The organism is Sphingobacterium sp. 1.A.4, from assembly GCF_002734245.1.
GTDB lineage: Bacteria > Bacteroidota > Bacteroidia > Sphingobacteriales > Sphingobacteriaceae > Sphingobacterium > Sphingobacterium tenebrionis.
Map to the genome: position 1 here is coordinate 54,299 of NZ_PEAZ01000096.1, position 18,008 is coordinate 72,306.

An 18,008-nucleotide genomic window follows, 5' to 3' on the forward strand; every position below is an offset into this window, starting at 1 on the left:
TTTGATTTTGCCGCACAAAAATCCATCGATGAGGGAAGGGGGTTCTTGAATGAGTGAATATTGGCTTTTAATGAGGGAAAACTTTTTTACGTAAAAAACAAAGGGAGCAACATGTTGCTCCCTTCATCTATAGGTATTCGTTTATTAGTCCTCTTTTGGTTGATCCTTTGCAGGTTTGTCTTCCCTTGGAGGTCTTGGTAATAACGCTTTTCTAGAAAGCTTCAATTTACCTTGTTTGTCGATATCCAATAACTTAACAGTTACCATATCACCTTCTTTGAACACACCGTCCATGGTTTCAAGACGTTTCCAATCGATTTCAGAGATATGTAATAAACCGTCTTTACCTGGCATGATCTCTACGAAAGCTCCGAAAGGCATAATGGTTTTGACCTTACCTTCATATACTTCACCAATTTCTGGTTTTGCAGTGATCGCTTTGATTCTTGCCAAGGCAGCATCGATAGATTCTTTATTGTCAGCGAAGATCTGAACAACACCTTTATTATCCACTTCTTCAATGGAGATGGTTGCACCAGTTTCACGTTGCATTTCTTGGATGATCTTACCACCTGGGCCAATAACCGCACCGATAAATTCTTTATCGATAAGGATTTGGATGATGCGTGGAGCATGTGGTTTGTAATCTTCACGTGGCTCCGTGATGGTTTTCGCCATTTCACCAAGGATGTGTAAACGAGCTTCTTTTGCTTGATCCAAAGCTTGTGTCAATACTTCCCATTTCAGACCATTGATCTTTAAGTCCATTTGACAACCTACGATACCATTTGCTGTACCGGTTACTTTGAAGTCCATATCTCCTAAGTGATCCTCATCACCTAAGATGTCGGATAAAATAGCGTATTTACCTGTTTTCTCATCAGAGATCAATCCCATCGCGATACCAGATACTGGCGCTTTGATTTTTACACCGGCATCCATCAACGCCAATGTTCCGGCACATACTGTTGCCATTGATGAAGAACCATTGGATTCCAGGATATCAGAAACAACACGGATGGTATATGGATTATCTTCCGTAGGAAGCACTTTTTTCAATGAACGCATGGCCAGGTTACCATGACCTACCTCACGACGACCAGGACCTCTGTTAGGTCTTACCTCACCAGTAGAGAAACCAGGGAAGTTGTAGTGAAGGATAAACTTATTGTATCCATGGAAGAATGCACCATCGATCATCTGCTCATCGTCTTTAGCACCTAAAGTTACAGATGTCAAAGACTGAGTTTCACCACGTGTAAATACCGCAGAACCGTGTGCTGCCGGTAAGTAATCCACTTCAGTCCAGATCGGACGTACCTTACGAACATCACGGCCATCCAAACGGATACCTTCGTCCAATAAAAGATTACGAACCGCATCGTACTGTACATCGTGGTAATATTTCTTTAATAAGAATTTCGTATCATCATCGATCTCCTCACCCATTGTTTCGAAGAATGCCGCTCCGATAGCTGCGAACTTCTCTGTACGGTCATGTTTCGAAGAACCTGATTTGGCAACTTCATAAACTTGGCTATAAGTAGCATCGTAGATTGCTTCACGCAATGCTGGGTTGGAAGGTTCATGATCGAAACCTCTCTTATCGTGGGATCCAACCAAATTGGCCAATTCAACCTGTGCCGCCACTTGTTTTTTGATGGCATCATGTGCAAAAGCAATTGCTTCTACCATTTCAGCTTCAGAAATCTCATTGGCTTCACCTTCTACCATCACGATATCCTGTGCAGAACCTGCTACGATAAATTCCAATGTTGCTTTTTCCAAAGCCGATACCGTAGGGTTGATCACTAATTGACCATCTACCTTAGCTACACGCACTTCAGAGATTGGGCCATTGAAAGGAATATCAGAAACAGCGATTGCTGCAGAAGCTGCTAAACCTGCCAAAGCATCAGGCATGATCTCTTTATCTGCAGAGATCAAAGAAACCATTACTTGTGTATCTGCGTGGTAGGTATCAGGGAATAATGGACGTAAAGCCCTATCGATCAATCTTGAAATCAAAACCTCATAATCTGAAAGTCTTGCTTCACGACGTAAAAAACCACCTGGAATACGTCCTGTGGCTGCATATTTCTCTTGGTAATCTACCGATAAAGGAAGGAAATCTGTTCCCGCTTTTGGCTCCTTTGCAGAAACCACGGTCGCTAGCAACATCGTTGCTCCTTGCTTTAAAACTACTGATCCATCAGCCTGTTTAGCCAATTTCCCAGTCGACAATTCAATGGGAGCTAACCCGCCACCCATTTCAATTGTTACTTTCTTTTCGTTATAACTCATTGTTCGTTCGTTTTGATGCACTTGCGTCAATTTACATGCATCTATTTAATTTGACATTTTTAATCGCACAAAGGTAAATAATTTTTATTTCTATCGCATCAATAAATGATACATAAGATTAATCCTTATCACAACAATAGAAAATGCCGTAGAAATGTTAAATATTAATTTTTTGTTACAAGCAGAAAGAATTCATATTAAATTTATACTAACTAAACATATTTCTTAAACCTTAAACCCCTTACACCTAGGTAGCAACAATTACCTAAAACCTTTTACCATTTGGTAACATATCCTTAATGGTATCAAAACATTCTAACCATTTCTTTGCAACTTTAAAAACATCCTAAAACTACCTACATGAAAAAGAGTTATGCTATTCTGCCTATCCTTTTAGGAATGTCTTTCTGTACATGGTCATCGGTACAAGCAGGTCGAAAACCTGCCTTTATTGACCATTTGGAAATCATTCAAGGCCAAAACCTTCTACGCGGTAAAATCACAAATGCCACAGGTGAGCCTATCACCGGAGTTTCTGTCCGCAATTTGAGCTCGTCCGCTTCTACCCAGACAAATGAAAATGGCGAATTCGAGATCGCTGGCTCCACAGGAAATCAATTACGTTTTTCTATGGTGGGTTATACTCCTCAAACCCTCAATATTCAAGAAGAGTATTCCCGAATTGTACTAGAATCTAGCAACGAGTCATTGGACGAAGTGGTTGTCGTGGGTTATGGTAAACAGAAAAAAGTAAATCTTACTGGAGCTGTGGCACAAATCGACTCCAAAATTTTAGAGGATCGTTCCGTATCCAATGCTACGCAAGCATTACAGGGTGCAGTTCCGAACTTAAACATCAATTTCTCGAATGGACGCCCGGGTGGTGAAGGTTCCATAAATATCCGTGGTTTCGCATCCATCAACTCCGCGAATGCGGCCCCATTGGTGTTAATTGATGGTGTACCGGGAAACATCAACAACATCAATCCGAGAGATATTGAATCCATTTCCGTATTGAAAGATGCTTCGGCTGCTGCTGTATATGGTGCTAGAGGCGCCTTTGGTGTTATGTTAGTGACCACCAAACGGGGCCAAGCTGGTAAAATGAACATTAGTTACAACAATAATTTTGCAACTTCCAACTTAACGGTAAGCACAGACTTTATGACGAGTGGCTATGATGCAGCCATTCTGAATGATGAGGCATTTGTTAGAGCAACAGGAAACCGCTATACCGGCTATACCGATGAGGATTATGCCGAACTATTAAAACGTAAAGAGGATCCTTCATTACCTGCAGTTGTTATTCAAAACAGAAATGGTAAGGACCAATATGTTTATTATGCCAATACCGACTGGTGGAATACTTTCTATCGCAAGAACATGAATTCTATGGAACATGCGCTGACCTTCTCGGGCGGTTCAGATAAGATCGATTATTACCTTTCTGGACGTATGTATGAAAAAGGCGGTTTGATGAAAGTGACCCAAGATAAATTCGATTCTTTTAACCTACGTTCAAGGATCAATGGGCGAGTTACTTCCTGGCTACGTGTCAGCAACAATTCCCAATTGAATTACCAAAGCTATACCTATCCGGGATGGAACTCCAGCGTAGATGCCAATAATAACTTTATTTCTACTACTGTCCATGCGCTTCCATCCTATGTCCCAGTGAACCCCGATGGAACGGCCACCTACAGAACTGAGCTGAACAACTACAACATCGGTGATGGTATTATGGCCGATCTATTATATGGAAAATCCAAAGGCGGAGAAAAGGATTACGAATTTGTAAACTTATTTGAAGCCGTATTCCAACCATTACCTGAACTTACGGTAACAGGTAATTATACTTTCACGTATAATCCTATTTCCCGCTTTAACAGACGCACGCAAGCACCATGGTCCATTTTTCCAGGAGTGATCAATTATTTAGGAAATGATCAATTAGTGGAATCCATCGCGTTGACCCGCAAGCATTCCATGAACTTATTTGCCAATTATATCAAAAACTTCGGAGACCATAATTTTGGAGCTACCCTTGGTTTTAACCAAGAACTGAACGTCTATAAGAACATGGGCGGAACCCAGACCAACTTATTATCCGAAGATCTGAATGACTTCAATTTGGGAACTGGTATTCCAATTTTGAATGGTGGAGCCAATACTTGGGCATTAATGGGTTTCTTTGGACGTATCAATTACGATTATAAAGGGAGATACCTATTAGAGGTAAATGGTCGTTACGATGGAACATCTAAATTCCCTACCGGACAACGTTATGGGTTTTTCCCTTCCTTTTCAGCTGGATGGCGTATTTCGGAGGAAAACTTTATGCAAAGTCTAAAACCAGTATTGAACGAAGCAAAGTTCAGGGTGTCTTATGGAGCTCTGGGTAATGCGCAGGAAGCTGGTGTTTATGGATACATTCCATTATTAAATGCTGGAACAAATACCTATATCATCAATGGTGCCCGGTCGCAATACCTAAGCATCCCTACCCCAATTTCTGCAGATCTTACCTGGGAAAGAACAAATACATTAAACTTTGGTACTGATCTGGAATTCTTCCAAAATAAGCTCGCCGTATCATTTGATTATTTTATCCGTGAAACATTGGATATGTTGATCCCTGGAAAAACCTTGCCTGCTGTTTATGGAGCCTCTTCACCAAGGACCAATGCCGGCGATTTGAGAAATACAGGATGGGAATTATCCATGACCTGGAGAGATCAGTTCTTGATCAATGAAAAACCATTTGGATACAATTTTGGGATTGGACTGTCTGATTCTAAAGCAAAGATCACCCGTTTTGATAACGAGAAAAAGCTGCTCAACAATTATTACGTGGGTCAAACATTAGGTGAAATCTGGGGCTATAAAACGGATGGATTTTTCCAATCCAACGAAGAAGCCAATGGTTGGACCATCAACCAGGACTATGTCGATAACCAACGTCTATCTGCACCAGGAAACTGGTCAAAACTGCAAGCGGGAGACTTAAAATTTGTGGACATTTCTGGACCAGACGGAACGCCAGACGGAATTGTAAATAATGGAAAAAACTCCGTATTTGAACCTGGAGATCAGGTTATCATCGGTAATTCCCGTGCGAGGTACAATTTTGGGATCAATATGGGAGCTAATTATCAAGGTTTTGATATTTCCCTATTCTTCCAAGGTATTGGCAAACAGAATTGGTGGCCTGGGAATAATTCCGACAAATTCTGGGGACCATATTCACGTCCATACTATTCGTTTATCCCGAAAGATTTTAATGATGATGTTTGGACACCAGAAAATCCTAATGCTTATTTCCCATTGTTAAGAGGATACATCGCCTTAAACAACCGAGGTTCATTGAACGTAAGAACGGATAGATATCTTCAGGACCTAGCTTACATACGCTTGAAGAATCTGACCCTAGGTTATGCTCTTCCAATCTCCATTGCCCAGAAAATGAAGTTAAGTAGGGCGAGAATATTCCTTTCTGGTGAAAATTTATGGACTGCAACAAAACTACGCTCCAAATACATCGACCCTGAACAGGCTGCCCAAGAAACCAACGGTAGAGCTTATCCTTATTCCAAAACTTTCTCATTCGGTCTTGACCTTACATTCTAAATCATGAAAAAATTAATTTATTTCGTCATAATCACAGCTTTTGGTCTTAGCAGCTGTTCCAAGGATTTCTTAGATAGAACTCCCGAGGCTAGCGTATCTCCCGATGCCTCTTTTAAAACAAAAAAAGACCTGGAACTTTATACCAATTCTTTCTACAACTATTTACCATCAGCCGAGGGCATCTATAATGAAGGTGTAGACAATATTGTGAAAACAACGTTGGAAGATAATATCTCCGGAAAAAGAATTGTCCCAACAACTGGTGGAGGATGGAGCTGGGGTGAACTCAGGAACATCAACTTCTTCCTGGAAAACTGCTTCAATAATCTCAGCGAAGCTGAAGCTGCCCCTTATGCTGGTGTAGCTAGATTTTTCAGAGCCTATTTTTATTTCGAAAAGCTAAAAAGGTTCGGCGATGTGCCATGGTACGGCAAAACTCTTTCGGAATCCGATGAAGAAGGATTGATGAAAAAAAGAGACCCCCGTACTTTGATCGTGGATTCCATTTTGGCCGATCTGGATTATGCCATTGAGAAAATCAAGGCAGACAAAAAATCGGATATCAGAATCACCCAATGGACAGCCTTGGCTTTAAAATCTAGGGTTGCTCTATTTGAAGGGACATTTAGAAAATATCATACGGAATTAGATCTTCAAGGTGCCGACAAACTTTTGGAAGCGGCGGCAGATGCATCCAAAAAATTGATCGACCAAAAACAATATGATATCTATGTGGGTGCAGGAATTGATTCCTATGCGGCATTGTTCCGTTCTGTAAACAGTATTGACCAAGAGGTGATCCTGACCAGAAAATTCTCGGATGCTTTACAGATCTGGCATAATGTCAATTATTATACCATTACCGCATCTTATGGTAAGCCGGGACTAGAAAAATCATTGGTGAATTCTTACCTCATGAAAGATGGATCCCGTTTTACGGACAAACCGAACTACGATAAATTGACCTTTCTGGAAGAAATGAAGGATAGAGATCCTCGATTATCCCAAACGATCCGATACCCAGGATATAAACGGATCGGTGGGGTTGCTCAATTAGCGCCAAACTTCGGAAATTCAGTAACCGGCTATCAATTGACCAAATTTGTTGGTGATCCGATGTATGATAATTATAATCGGTCGGAAAATGATATGCCTGTTATTCGTTATGCGGAAGTACTGTTAAACTATGCTGAAGCCCGTGCGGAGCTTGGGCTCTTGACGCAAGCAGATCTTGACCTCTCCATCAATAAAATCCGGGCAAGAATCCAAATGCCTGGTTTGAATAAAGATGCAGCGAACAGCAATCCAGATAAGATTCTAGCAACAGACTATCCGCTGGTATCAGGGAACAACAAAGGCGTCATTCTTGAAATTCGCAGGGAACGTCGGATTGAACTGGTGATGGAAACTTACCGTTGGGATGATATTTTACGCTGGAAAGCAGGACAATTAGTTACCCGTCAATTCAAGGGAATGTATTTCCCAAGTATTGGAAAATTTGATCTTGATGGTGATGGGAAAGAAGATGTCTGGATCTATGAAGGCACAAAACCGACAGCCTCTGGCATTCAATTATTGAAATTAGGATCCGAAATTTTATTGGAAAATGGAACCAGTGGAAATGTCATCGTCAATCCTCATATCAAAAAGGTATTTGATGAAACGAAGGATTACTTTTATCCATTGCCTACCCAAGAATTGGAACTGAACGAAAACCTGGAACAGAATCCATTCTGGAAATAAACCATATCACAAAAAGAAAGAGCCCCGAAATTCGGGGCTCCTCTGTTTTTTTACTAAAAGCTTATTTGATGATATCACGCAAGCCTAAGCCTTTGATGATCGCACGATATCTGTTGATATCTTTTTTGTACAGATAAGCTAATAAAGAACGACGTTTACCTACTAACATTTGTAGAGAACGTTGTGTGTTAAAATCTTTTCTGTTTTTTTTCAAATGCTCAGTTAAGTGAGCGATTCTTTTAGTGAATAAAGCTACTTGTCCTTCTGCAGAACCAGTGTTTTCTGCTGCACCTGCAAATTCTGCGAAGATATCAGCTTTGTACTCTTTACTTAAATACATTCTTGAATAATATTAAAGCGTTAAAAAATTTATTAATTGGCTGCAAAGATAATGTTTATCAGCAACTTTTTAAAATTATTATTCATTTACAGGGAATTACCCTATCCTTTATACCTTGATATAGATTTTCTTTTGGTCCAACCAGTAACAGATGGCCCACATAAAGGCCAGAAAACACAGGGAATACACAAAAGAACCTATCTCTGTAGGACCAGGAATCTGCGCACAAACATTTTTATAGAACCAGGCCAAAGGTGTGGTGAACAAGGCTTTTCCATCCTCCGCAAATCCGTTTGGAATTCGGATCAAAGCCAATGTTTTTGGTAATAACCCACTCAACACAAAAATGAACAACGGGTTTTTTCCGAACACATCGAAAAACTGGGTAAGCTTATTCTTGACTCCCTGTACCTCGATATACCAGATCATCGATCCGATCGTCATCACGCCCAATCCTGTTGTGTATAACACATAGGAACTGGTCCATATTTTTTTGTTGATGGGAAATCCTAAAGACCAGGTCCAAGCCAATACCAATAGAATAAACCCGGTCACAAACATCCCAGACAACAATTTGAAATGTGGTTCCTGACTCTGTGGAACCCGTGTCCAAAGCCAATCCACCTGTCCCTGTTTTTTGATAAATACCCCCGCCAGATAACCGAATACCACTTGGATTACCGCAGGCATGGCACTCACGAAACCTTCCGGATCAAAGGGAACCCCCTCACCTTTATACATATGGGCTACCCCCAGAATCTGTTTATCGATCGCTGTTCCAAACCAGCCTTCCAACGAATAGGGATCCCCCGTTCCTAAAAATGCGCTCAGGCCCCAATATCCCAAAAGGATAACGGCTGAAATATAAATTAGGGTCCGAGGTTTAAAATAATAGGCCAATACCGAAGCAAAAAAGTAGGCAATAGCAATACGCTGTAAAACCCCTAAAATCCGAACCCCTTTATCGGGATCCACACTGCTTACCCACTCTCGGAATTGCAGCGTTCCATCCACCCATTGTACAAAAGGAAACCAATTGAGCCCTAAACCGATCAGGAAAATCAAAACCGTTCGCTTAATGACTTTTTTCCAGAATACCCCATCCCCTGCCTCTTGAAGGCGCGGAATCACAAATGACATCGCATTTCCTACAGCAAACAGAAAAAATGGGAACACCAGATCGGTTGGCGTACAACCATGCCAAGGTGCATGTTTTAGCGGGGCAAACATCGATGACCAAGTACCTGGATTATTCACCATGATCATTAGCGCCACTGTAGCACCTCTGAACACATCCAAAGAGTAATAACGTTGCTTCATAATTTAATAATTCTAACTAAGGTACAATTATTATTGGGCATTCAAAGCTCAAATAATGCAACATTTAGTTTGAATTACTATAAAAACGCATAAACACGCATATATAATCTTAAACTTTGAGTAGGTTTTAAATAGTAGAACAGTACTTATTAAAAATTTTAAAAAGAATTTGTATGTTAAGAAATTTTTAACATAACTTTACAATAAGTTTAATAAAACGTATTAGCCGTGGATAACCTAAAATTGTCGATATTAAAAAGTTTATACTTTTCAAGTCCGCAATCGATTGCAGAGCTTAGCTCCTCTATTGGGAAGAGTGTGCCCAACATAACGAATTCTATCCATAAACTTCTTCAATCGGATTTGATTCAACAAGATGGGCTTGCTCCTTCAACAGGCGGAAGGCGGGCTGCTCAATTCATTCCAAACAGCCAACAGCTCCCATTAATCGTTTGTGTGGCAATCGATCAATTTTACACATCGGTCGTTATTACTGACTTCAAAAACGAATTTCAAACGGAAATCTCTACTCAACGAATTCCACTCAAAGGGGAAAACGCTTATGAAGAATTGGTTGCCTTTATCAGGCAAACCATGTTATTGGTTCAAGACAAACCGATCTTTGGCTTAGGGGTCAGTATTCCAGGATTTGTGGATAGCAAATCCGGAAAAAACAACTCTTTCACAGCTGAATCGCCATTTTATGATTTTCAAGCGAATTTAGGTAAAACGTTTAACCTCCCTGTTTTTATCGAAAATGATTCTTCAGCAATCGCTATAGCCGAACATTATTTTGGACAAGCCAAAGATGCCAGAAATGTCATGGTGGTAAACCTCAATTGGGGTGTAGGACTGGGAATGATCATTGATAACGAACTTTATCGTGGACATTCTGGGTATGCGGGAGAATTCAGCCATATTCCTTTATCTAATCAAAACAAGCTTTGTTCTTGTGGCAAAAAAGGTTGTCTGGAGGTGGAGGCATCGCTGATTGCAGCGATCGAATTTGCTACCGAGAAACTTTCAAAAGGTGAAGAGTCTTCTTTATTAAAGGATTATCAGCAGCAAAATAACCACATCACTGGCGATCAATTATTAACTGCGGCAAACGCAGGTGATCAATTGGCTATTGAAGCAATAAGTCGTATCGGGTATATGTTGGGCAAGGGGATAGCCACCCTAATCCACATAATCAATCCGGAAATGGTGGTGGTTTCAGGTCGTGGTGCGCAGGCGAAAACTATCCTGGCCCCTCAGATCAATTCCGCCCTTTTGGAATTTACCATCCAACGATTATCAAAAAACACCAAAATCAAATTTTCTAATACCAAACACATACAACTATTAGGATCTGCCTGCGTCTGCATTGGTAATTCAGACAAGAGCATTTACAAGAATTATTTAACAGAAATTTAATCAATTAAATCATCAACAAATGAGTAATCTTTACGCAAAAAGTTGCAGTATAATGTTGGTTATGCTATTGAGCATTACGACATTATTTGCACAGCAAACTGTTACGGGGCGAGTAACAGATGCTAATGGTCCATTGGCTGGTGTCAGTGTAACGGTGGTGGGTACCAACCGGGCTGCACAATCAGATCAAAATGGTAATTACAGCATCCAAGCTGATAATGGCCAAAAAATCCGCTTTTCAAGTATGGGCTATGCTTTCCAGGAAATCACTGTTTCTGGAGCTACCCATAATATAACCCTATCTGCCGACAATAGCAACATTGATGAGGTTGTAGTAACAGCAATGGGGGTTAAAAGAGAGCGCAGAGCGCTTGGATATTCTTTCCAAGAAGTAAAAGGAGAATCTTTAACAGATGCGCGTGAAAATAACGTAGCGAACGCTTTAGCTGGTAAGGTTTCTAACCTTCAGGTCGTTAAAGGTTCTGGAGGACCGGCTTCTTCATCCAAAATTATCTTAAGAGGTTTCAATTCATTAACTGGTGACAACCAGCCTTTGATCGTTGTGGATGGTGTGCCTATGGATAACTTTGTGGGTGCATCCAATAATGACTTCTGGAATCCTACTGCCGATATGGGTAGCGGTCTTGGCGATTTAAACCCAGAGGATATCGAAAGCATGTCCGTATTAAAAGGTGGTGCTGCATCAGCTTTATATGGTTCAAGAGCTTCCAATGGGGTTATCTTGATCACAACAAAATCAGGTAAAGCTAAAGATGGTGTAGGAATAAGTTATTCGACCATTACAGGTATTGAAAACATGTTTATGACACCTGAACTTCAAAGCACATTCTCACAAGGTGCTGGTGGTATTTATGGTCGTTTGGCGAGTACTTCTTGGGGAGCAAAGATTGCTGGCCAGGAAGTCGATATGTGGGATGGTTCTAAAGCCAATCTTTCCGCTTATGACAACATGTCCAACTTCTTTAAAACAGGTTTCAGTACAACACAGAACATCAACTTCCAACAGGCGATTTCTGACAAAGTAAACCTATACACTTCTGCCACTTACCTACATGATGATAGCAAAACGCCAGGGATGAAGTTGAACAGATTGAACTTGATCAACCGTGTAAACGCTAAATTTGGTGAAAGAAACCAATGGAGTACTGATGTAAAAGTACAATACATGAAAAACATGGCTTATAACAGAGCTGTAGGTGGTCATAACGATGGTAACTTCTACTCCCAGGTTCTATTGTTTCCACATTCATTGGATATTACCCAATTCAAAACAGGGATGGATGAACTAGGGGTGAATCAAATCTGGTATACGGATCCAGCTGATGCACCGGTAAACCCATATTGGGCTGCTCATAATAAGTTGAGTACAGATACCCGCGACCGTTATTTAATGAACGCTACGGTAAAATACGATTTCAATGATTGGTTAAGTGCTGATGCACGTGTAGGTACTGATACTTACAGCACCAAATACGAATCCAAAACCTATACAGGGGCAAACTTGAACAACTCCTACTCTACTGGGGTGGATAAGTTCTATGAAAACAACTACATTGCTAGTATCCACGCGAGAAAAGATAATCTTTTTGGAAACTGGGGTGGTGCTTTGTCGCTTTATGGACAGATCATGGAGAGAAACAGAAATGGAATCAATTCTTCTGCAGGAAACCTACGTGTTCCAAATCTTTTCACATTAGGTAATAACATTGGAAACCCAAGTATTTCTGAAAGTATTTCCAGAAAACAGATCAACTCGGTTTACTCCAGCTTAGATATCAACTATAGTAATTTCTGGTTTATTACTTTGACGGCAAGAAATGACTGGACTTCTACTTTACATCCAGACAATAACAGTTACTTCTACCCTTCTGCAAGTACTTCATTGATCATCTCTGATCTTGTACGTGTAAATGGGGAAATGCCATCTTGGTTCTCTTTTGCAAAAATTAGAGCTTCTTATGCCGAAACTGGTCGTGATATGGACCCATACCAATTATACAACACGTATAATGTAGGTAATGACCCGAACAACGTAACGACAGCTTCCAAAGGAAATATCCTCTTCAATCCAGGTGTAGTGAATGAGTTGCAGAAAAGTTTTGAAGCAGGTTTTGAAACCAGGTTCTTGAATGATCGTATCGGAATCGACTTTGCGTATTACAAAACTAATTCGACCAATCAGTTGATCAATATCCCAATGAACAACCTATCAGGATACCAAGGGTTCAAAGCTAATGCTGGTAATATTCAAAACCAAGGTTTCGAGGTGGTTTTCAATGCGAACATCTTAAGAGATACCCCATTGAAATGGGATCTTAGAGCAAATGTATCCCACAACCAGAACAAAATCATCAAATTACATGATGACGTAAAACGTACGGAACTAGGCGGATATGATGATGTGAAAATCTTTGCTGAAGAAGGCAAGTATTATGGTGCCATCTACGGAACACGATTCTTAAGAGTTGAGGATGTAGAATCTGAGCATTATGGAAAGTTAATCTTGGCTTCCCAAACTGGGCTTCCACAAAAAGCTTCTGGTCCTACAACCATGTTGGGTGACCAAACAGCACGTGCATTAGTAGGTATAACCAACTCTTTTTCTTATAAAAACTTCGGATTGAGCTTCCAGGTCGATGGTCGTTTCGGTGGTAAATTCTTCGCAGGAACACACCGTGCTATACAGTTAAGTGGTTCTTCTGCAGAAACCGTAGTGAATGGTGACCGAGCTAATTTCGTAGTGGATGGAGTTATCTTAGATAAAGACACCTATGTACAGAACAACAAAGAAGTAAGTCCTGAAAATTATTGGGCAGCTGTTGCTGGCAATGGTAACTTGGGGATTACGGAACACAACCTATTGAATGCAACAAACATCCGTATCCGAAACTTAATGTTGAACTACAGCATCCCAAGTCAGGTGCTGAAGTCCTCAGCTGTAAAATCTGCAAAATTCGGAATCTCAGTGAACAATTTGGCGATGTTAAAAAGCTATGGAAAAGGGGTTGATCCAGAATCGACCTTTGCATTGAGCACCAATGCCGTAGGATTTGAATACTTATCTTTCCCAACTTCCAGATCTTTCTTCCTTAATATTTCTGTAGGCTTCTAATTAGACAATCATGAAAAATATCATATCAAAAATAACTTTCGCTTTGCTTATTGGAGGAATAACTGCTTCCTGTAGTAAATTCGAAGAATTAAATACCAGCCCAACAGCGGCGAATGAAAATCAGGTAAAACCTGAATATTTTCTAAACAACGCCATTATTGGCGCGCAGCAAGATCCACACATTGCAGAAAGGGTATATGTGTACTATTGGAAAACCGCAGCAAGACATCATTATTTCAATTACCTAAACATGGGTGTTGATGATGATACGTTTAATGGTGATTATTGGCGTTATATTTCCGAATGGTTGAACAATGCGAACGCAGCCATCGAGATAGCCGAAAAGCAAGCCGCCAATGGAACCGCAGCTGCACACAATGAAAACGTGAAACAAGTGGCTCGTATCTGGAGAGCTTATCTGATGAGTGAACTATCGGATAACTTTGGACCTGCCCCGATCGAATCGTTCAAAGGAACCAACCCAACTTTCAATACGGTTCAAGAGGTTTACAACTATCTTTTTGACGAGTTAAAAGATGCTACCAGCAAAATTGATGTAAGTGTTGCAAATGGTGATATCAAATCTTACGATGCGGCTTATGGTTTCAATTGGGAGAATTGGATCAGATTTGCCAATTCCATGAGGATGCGTTTCGCTATGCGCTTGTCTGAAGTAGATGCGGCGAAGGCAAAATCAGAATTTGAGGCTGCAGTTGCTACGAATAAATTCATCGAAACGAAAGAACAGAACTTTGGTGTTCAAGAAAAAGATGGTTGGGACCCACTTTCAGGCGTCATGTCCAGAAGCTGGAACACACAAATCCTTTCAGCTACCCTCAACAATATATTCATCGGTTTAGGAGGTATTAAAACAGCCGATCAATTTACCAATCAAGGCATAATAGAAAAGATCAAACCTGAGGATGATTTTGGAACACGATATCTTTCCAATTTCTCGGTAAAATCCAACGATCCTTCTCAAGGATATTATTTGGATGGTATGCCAAATAAAATGGACCCACGTGCTTATAAAGCCTTCTTCGTTCCTGGAAATAAAACGGATGGAGAATATTGGCCGGCAGCCAGCACCCAAGAAGCTTCAATCAAGGTTTCAGATACACGGACAGATATTTTAGATACAAAATACACATGGAATGCTTTCACTGGTGGAACATGGGGTGGTCTAGCATCTAACCTTGTATTTCGTGGTCAGAATGGTCGCCTACCTGGAATGATCAACAAGTTCAGAACGAGTACACAGAAAAGGTTGTTCTTTGCTTCTTGGGAATCCCATTTCCTAATGGCCGAAGCGGCATTGAGAGGTTGGTCAACCCCGATGTCGGATAAAGCCGCTTATGAAAAAGGTATTGAACAGAATTTTGAATATTGGGGTGTGAGTAGCCATTTAGCAGCATATAAAGCTTCTACCAACTATAACCGCGTGGGTACTTCTGTAAGTTATGACCATGTTACGGAACCACCTGCTTCTCATACCGTAAAATTCATTGATGCATACACTGGGGCACCTGGAACTGCGCAGATTCCGTATCCATCCAATACCATTTATAAAAATGGTACGGTGAAGAATGATAAACTAACAAAGATCATCACGCAGAAATACATTGCTACATTCCCTTATATGGCTTTGGAAGCATGGAGTGATCACCGAAGATTAGGTTTACCATTTTTCGAAAACCCTGCTGTAGAACAACCAATCCAAACCATGTTACAGTTGAATTCATCTAATTACACAAAAAATCAGGTGAATTTCTTCCCTCAACGTTTGAGATATCCTTCATCTTTCCGCTCTGCCGATCAGACTAATTACGACAAAGCTGTTACGCAGTTGGGTGGTGAAGACCAAATATTTACCCCGCTTTGGTGGGCTAAAAAGAACTAAAGGTTCAATTTTTAATATAATGGTTTCTCGTGGGGCGCCCTGCTCCACGAGATTTTTTTTTAAACCCCTTTTTATTATCTTGTAAGCCACAATAAAACCAAATTTTATGAGATCAGCCATCTGTACTTTGTTTCTGATTTGCTACTGTTTATTAACTTCTGCCCAACAACCCAATAAAGCCCAATGGTTAGAGGACGAACGCTTCGGCATGTTCATTCATTGGGGGCTGTACAGTGCCACGGAAGGGATCTGGAAAGGCGAAAGACTTAGACACCCGAACAACTATGCCGAATGGATCCGATACCGGAACCGGATTGGGGAAGCCGAATACGGAGCGCTTGCCAAACGATTCGACTGGGATAAAATCAATCCAGAAGAATGGGTGTTACTGGCCAAAAAAGCCGGTATGAAATACATCATCATTACCTCTAAGCACCATGATGGTGTGGCCCTTTGGGATACAAAGGTAGGTGATTACTCCCTACCCAAATTAAGTGGAACCAATAGGGATGTGATCAAGGAAATTGCTGAAGCCTGTAAAAAACACAACATCAAACTCTGTTTCTATTATTCCCAATGGATCGATTGGCAACATCCATTTGCATGGAATCATAACCAGGAAATTACCGGAAGGGTTACAGATGCTCAATACAACCAATATTGGCAAGAAAAAGTGATCCCTCAGGTCAGGGAGTTGCTAAGTAATTATGGTGATATTGCGATGATGTGGTTTGACATGTGGATCCCCTACCAACAAAGCATCATCAAAAAAGAACAGTTGGACCAATTGGCCAACCTGATCCACGACCTGCAACCCAACTGCTTGATCAACTCCCGTTTGGGGCTACCTATAGAAAACGAACATGTGGACTTCGAAACATTGGGTGATAACCAATTTGGATCGGCTTATACCACCCATATCTGGGAAACCCCTGGCACGATCGCTCATTCCTGGGGATTCAATGCCTTGGAGAACGAATGGAAATCAACGAATCAACTGTTCCAATCTTTGATCAATAATGTGAGCCTGAATGGGTCTTATACCTTAAATATTGGCCCTAGAGCAGATGGATCGGTTCCGTATGAAGGAATTGAACGATTAGAGACCATGGGGAAATGGCTTGCTAACTATGGCGAATCGGTATATATGAACACCGGATTGGAAATTCGGTCTTCCCAACACGATTGGGGAAAGATCACCTTGAATAAAAAGACTGGTGCATTGTATCTGCATGTGTATAATTGGCCATTGGATAAAATTCTTCGGGTAACTGGGCTAAGCAGTAAGCCCAATAAGGTGGAACTATTGACTTCCTCCGGTCGCAAGGCATTGAAATTTGAGCAGAATGGCCCTTTATTGCATATACATTGTGCAGGGGATCAACCTGATCCTTATGTTTCGGTGATCAAGCTGACGATGGATAAGTTGGATATCAACAAGGAAATCGTAGGGGAATCTACATTTGGAGGATTTAGTTTGAATGCTAAAAACACGATCAGTAAGGGACTGGAGTATAAGGGATTTGATGGAACTAGCCCGGATCATTTGAAGTTAAAACCGAATCAAAAAGTGAGCTGGAAAGTATATGTACCAAAATCAGGAAATTATCAATTAGAAGCTTCCTTACATAATCCTGCCAAAGAAGATATAGGGCTGACCATTACTGCGAATGGCAGAACTTGGAAGGCAGTGGCCAAGCCTAATGGAAAGATTACTGTGGAACCTAACCAGAATTGGTATGTGGAGGAGTTTTTGGATGTGGTATTGGGTGAATTTTCGATGGATAAGGCGCAGGAGATTCAGGTTGATTTTCAAGCAGAGAAAGAAGTGTTGTTTAATAGGATCTGGCTTTCGGAAAAATAGGATTAAATTTTGGAGAATTAGGATTTGACCTTAGGAGAATTAGGAATTGTTTTTTTTATAAACAGGATCTAAAGAAAAAGCTTCTTTTGGGGTGAGGTGCTTGCTTGCTTTTTTCTTTTTTCAAGTGAGGTGTAAGTGACTTGTAAGTGAGTTGTAAGTGCTAAAAGTCACTTACAACTCACTTACATGGTACATATATCTCACTTGAAAATTGAAGAAAAAATGACTCCTACTATGTCTTGAACTTTCCGCGTCATTGGGAGGCCAGCGTCATTGCGACTCCCACGTCATTGCGAGGAACGAAGCAATCTTCCCGCATGTCATGGTGAGCGGAGTCGAACCATCTGTTCGTATGCCTGCG

The 18,008-nt window shown here is 40.8% G+C and carries 9 protein-coding genes; 6 read left to right on the forward strand and 3 right to left on the reverse strand.

The genetic code is table 11. The annotated features are described in order from the left end of the window. Positions 1-144: 144 nt before the first annotated feature. The gene (gene pnp, locus CRJ00_RS15895) at positions 145-2,304 is read right to left on the reverse strand and encodes a polyribonucleotide nucleotidyltransferase (protein ID WP_099367732.1); all 2,160 of its coding nucleotides are present in this window, start codon (positions 2,302-2,304) and stop codon (positions 145-147) included. A 360-nt stretch (positions 2,305-2,664) separates the two neighbouring features. Here pnp and CRJ00_RS15900 point away from each other — a divergent pair, with 360 nt between their 5' ends. Next, positions 2,665-5,931 carry a SusC/RagA family TonB-linked outer membrane protein gene (locus CRJ00_RS15900; protein ID WP_099367733.1) on the forward strand — a complete coding sequence of 1,089 codons (3,267 nt, stop codon included), beginning with the start codon at positions 2,665-2,667 and terminating at the stop codon, positions 5,929-5,931. 3 nt (positions 5,932-5,934) lie between these two features. Next, positions 5,935-7,674 carry a RagB/SusD family nutrient uptake outer membrane protein gene (locus CRJ00_RS15905; protein WP_099367734.1) on the forward strand — a complete coding sequence of 580 codons (1,740 nt, stop codon included), beginning with the start codon at positions 5,935-5,937 and terminating at the stop codon, positions 7,672-7,674. A 61-nt stretch (positions 7,675-7,735) separates the two neighbouring features. On the opposite strand, the gene rpsO is transcribed toward CRJ00_RS15905, so the two are convergent. Next, positions 7,736-8,014 carry a 30S ribosomal protein S15 gene (gene rpsO, locus CRJ00_RS15910; RefSeq protein ID WP_099367735.1) on the reverse strand — a complete coding sequence of 93 codons (279 nt, stop codon included), beginning with the start codon at positions 8,012-8,014 and terminating at the stop codon, positions 7,736-7,738. A gap of 108 nt (positions 8,015-8,122) precedes the next feature. Beyond that, complete coding sequence (locus CRJ00_RS15915; protein WP_099367736.1) at positions 8,123-9,334, reverse strand: acyltransferase family protein; 1,212 nt, start codon at positions 9,332-9,334, stop codon at positions 8,123-8,125. 228 nt (positions 9,335-9,562) lie between these two features. Between CRJ00_RS15915 and CRJ00_RS15920 the strand changes: the two genes are divergently transcribed. The 4 genes from CRJ00_RS15920 (at position 9,563) to CRJ00_RS15935 (ending at position 17,647) form a co-directional block, all read left to right on the forward strand. Then, positions 9,563-10,750: an ROK family transcriptional regulator gene (locus tag CRJ00_RS15920; RefSeq protein ID WP_099367737.1), complete on the forward strand. Its 1,188-nt coding sequence runs from the start codon at positions 9,563-9,565 to the stop codon at positions 10,748-10,750. A gap of 19 nt (positions 10,751-10,769) precedes the next feature. Beyond that, positions 10,770-13,883: a SusC/RagA family TonB-linked outer membrane protein gene (locus tag CRJ00_RS15925; protein ID WP_099367738.1), complete on the forward strand. Its 3,114-nt coding sequence runs from the start codon at positions 10,770-10,772 to the stop codon at positions 13,881-13,883. 10 nt (positions 13,884-13,893) lie between these two features. Then, positions 13,894-15,783 carry a SusD/RagB family nutrient-binding outer membrane lipoprotein gene (locus CRJ00_RS15930; protein WP_099367739.1) on the forward strand — a complete coding sequence of 630 codons (1,890 nt, stop codon included), beginning with the start codon at positions 13,894-13,896 and terminating at the stop codon, positions 15,781-15,783. Between the two features lie 106 nt (positions 15,784-15,889). Beyond that, complete coding sequence (locus CRJ00_RS15935) at positions 15,890-17,647, forward strand: alpha-L-fucosidase (protein ID WP_099367740.1); 1,758 nt, start codon at positions 15,890-15,892, stop codon at positions 17,645-17,647. The last annotated feature ends 361 nt before the right edge of the window (positions 17,648-18,008 follow it).